Here is a 2,774-nt window from a genome sequence, read left to right as displayed (position 1 = left end):
TGGCGCCCGTCGCCACAGGCCGACGGCCACCGCCGTCGCCACGACCAGCACGGTCAGCTCGACGACGGCGCCCGGTGCCTCCACGGCGGCAGAGCGAGCCTCCAGCAGCCCCACCACGGTGACGGCCAGGGCCGGGACGGCGTCCGGGCCCACGTCGGTCAGCGACCGCCGTGCCCGCGCCCACCCGCTCACGGGCTGGTTCTCGCCCAGCGTGCGGTCAGCGGCCGCTCCACCAGGTGCCAGCTCAGCGCCGCCATGCCCACCGTGGCCAGGACCGCCAGCACCGCGCCGAAGGGGAGAGGACGCAGCCACAGGGTCAGCGGGTAGTTCCACAGGTAGGCGGCGTAGGAGACGGTGCCGAGCCCGACCAGCCACCTCAGGGGCCATCCCGTCACCTCTCTCCAGTGCACCGCTGCCAGGACCAGGACCGCGGTCAGAGCGGCGATCGCCGGACCGGCCGCGAGGTAGGTCCACGTGTGCCCTCGCAAAGGGACCACGGCCAGGAGCAGCAACCCGGCCGTGGCCGCAGCGGCCGCCGGTGCCCCCAGCTGCACCTTAGGTGCCAGCAGCCGGGCCGTCGCACCGATCACGAACGCGGGCGCCCAGCTGGTGGGCAGCGCGTAGGCGATCTCCGGGGCGTCGGCAGACCACCAGGCGGTGGCCAGCAGCGCGGCCACGGTCACCACCATCGCTGTCCCCACAGCCAGACGGGGCCGGCCGGCTCTCAGGCAGAACACCAGCAGCGCAGGCCACACCAGGTAGAACTGCTCCTCGGTGGCCAGCGTCCACAGGTGGAACGTCGCACCACTGGGAACCAGGTGGGGCAGGTTGCCCGTCCATGTGGCGGCCACCGCCAGGTCCCGCAGCAGGCTCGCACGGTCGTCGAGCGGGTCCAGCACAGCGGTGACCAGCGCGTAGACCACCAGCAGCACCACCAGGGGCGGGACCAGGCGTCGCACCCGCCGACGGTAGAACCGGCGCAGGTCGACCCGGCCGTACCGGGTGTGCTCCTGGACCAGGAGGCCCGTGATCAGGAACCCGGACAGGGTGAAGAAGGCCACCACACCCACCACCCCGGCCCCGGGGGCGGCGCCAGGCAGCGCGTGGCGGGCCATGACCAGGGCCACCGCGAGGCCACGGACGAGGTCCAGGCCGTCGATGCGCGCGTGCTGGACCGTCGTGGCGGTCATCTCTGCAGCACGGCGACCGGTCGACCTGCCTCGAGCAGCGCGTCCTCCAGGAGCATGGTGAGCAGCTGGGCGTAGCTGGTGCCGGCGGCGGCGAACATCCGGGGCACCTGGGAGGCCGGGGTGAACCCCGGGATGGTGTTGACCTCGTTGAGCACCGGGCCCGTCGCGGTGAGGAAGAAGTCGATCCGCGCGACGCCACGGCAACCCAGAGCGTCGTAGACCCGGACCGCGGCGTCCTCCAGCTCGGTCCGCTGCCCGGCGCCGAGGACGGCGGGCACCCGGAAGTCGGCGTGACCGCCGTACTTGGCGCCGGCGTCGAAGACCCCCTCGCAGACGATCTCCAGGGCCGGCGCCACGACCCGGGACCCGTCGGGGCGCCCCAGGACGGCGACGTCGACCTCCCGGCCGACGACGAGCTCCTCCACCAGCACGCGGTCGTCCAGGGCGAAGGCGGCCGTCAGCGCGCCGTCGAGATCCTCACGACGGCGCACCAGGGTGACGCCGTGGCTCGAACCACCAGAGACAGGCTTGACCACCACCGGTGGCGTCACGCGGTCTCGGGCCTGGTCGGCGCGGGTCAGCAACCTGCCCGGGGCCACGCGGAGCCCCAGAGCGCCGGCGACGAGCTTGGTGGTCCACTTGTCCATCGCGATCGCCCCAGCGCCGACGCCCGAGCCGACATGGGGGACCCCGGCGAGCTCGCACAGGGCGGCCAGCGTGCCGTCCTCGCCACCGCGGCCGTGCACCAGCGGCAGCACCACGTCGCAGCCGCTCAGGATCCCGACCGCGTCGGCGAGCTCGAGCCGGTGCCCGCCTGCGAAGCCCCCGAGGTACCAGGTGCCGTCAGGCGCGATCGTCAGGGGGACGAGGTCCCAATCGCCGTCGCGGAGGGCGTCCGCGGCGGCCGCCGCGGACGCCAGGGACACCTCGTGCTCACTGCTGGTGCCGCCGCCCACGACGGCGACCCGAGGGGTGGTGGGGGTCATGAAGGGCTCCAGGTGGGGTGGGTGGTGACGCGACGGCGGACGCGAGGGGGGGCCGAACCCAGTCCCGTGACGACCTCGTGCTCCAGGGCCTGGGCCCAACGGGCCCACTCGGCGGCGGTGGGTGCCCCGTCGCCCCCGGTGCCGACCACGGTCGCGGTGTCACCAGGGCGGACCGGGGAGCCGGGGCCGAGGTCGACGACCGCCTGATCCATGGAGATGCGCCCGACCACAGGGCGCCGTCGACCCCCGAGCAGCACCTCGCTGCGACCGGCGGCCGCCCGCGGGAGGCCGTCGGCGTAACCGACGGGGAGCAGCGCCAGGGTCGTCGCCCGCGAGCTCGTCCACGCGTGTCCGTAGCCCACGCCGGTCCCGGCCGGCACCTGCCGGACCGAGACCACCGGAGCGGTGAGTGTCAGCGCCGGGCGCAACGCGGTGGAGCCCGACGGGTCGATGCCCACCAGCCCAGCACCGACCCGGACCATGGTGTGGTGCGCGGCCGGGTCGGTGAGCGTGGCGGCCGTGGCAGCGAGGTGGCGGTGCCGAGGCCGTAGGCCTGCCGCACGGGCCACGGCCAGACCCCGGTCGAAGGCCTCCCGGC

At 74.7% G+C, this 2,774-nt stretch carries 4 protein-coding genes; all 4 read right to left on the bottom strand.

Annotation, left to right across the window (positions count from 1 at the left end):
• On the bottom strand, nucleotides 1–192 hold a 192-nt coding region (locus tag L0B03_RS16145), incomplete at its 3' end, for a hypothetical protein (RefSeq protein ID WP_250447772.1).
• Nucleotides 189–1,190 (bottom strand): acyltransferase, encoded by a 1,002-nt coding sequence (locus L0B03_RS16140; protein ID WP_250447770.1) that lies wholly within the window; start codon nucleotides 1,188–1,190, stop codon nucleotides 189–191. The genes L0B03_RS16145 and L0B03_RS16140, both read right to left, overlap by 4 nt.
• Nucleotides 1,187–2,176 (bottom strand): D-alanine--D-alanine ligase, encoded by a 990-nt coding sequence (locus L0B03_RS16135; protein ID WP_250447768.1) that lies wholly within the window; start codon nucleotides 2,174–2,176, stop codon nucleotides 1,187–1,189. Before L0B03_RS16135 ends, L0B03_RS16140 begins: the two co-directional genes overlap by 4 nt.
• Nucleotides 2,173–2,774, bottom strand: a 602-nt coding sequence (locus tag L0B03_RS16130) for an alanine racemase (protein WP_250447766.1), incomplete at its 5' end; no start/stop codon positions are given. The genes L0B03_RS16135 and L0B03_RS16130, both read right to left, overlap by 4 nt.

Source organism: Actinotalea sp. C106 (genome assembly GCF_023630195.1).
Lineage (GTDB): Bacteria > Actinomycetota > Actinomycetes > Actinomycetales > Cellulomonadaceae > Actinotalea.
This window is presented reverse-complemented; position numbering and strand designations above follow the sequence as displayed.

Excerpts from the sequence above, each read along its gene's own strand:
- L0B03_RS16140 (WP_250447770.1), bottom strand. The coding sequence starts at position 1,190 with ATGACCGCCACGACGGTCCAGCACGCGCGCATCGACGGCCTGGACCTC.
- L0B03_RS16135 (WP_250447768.1), bottom strand. The coding sequence starts at position 2,176 with ATGACCCCCACCACCCCTCGGGTCGCCGTCGTGGGCGGCGGCACCAGC.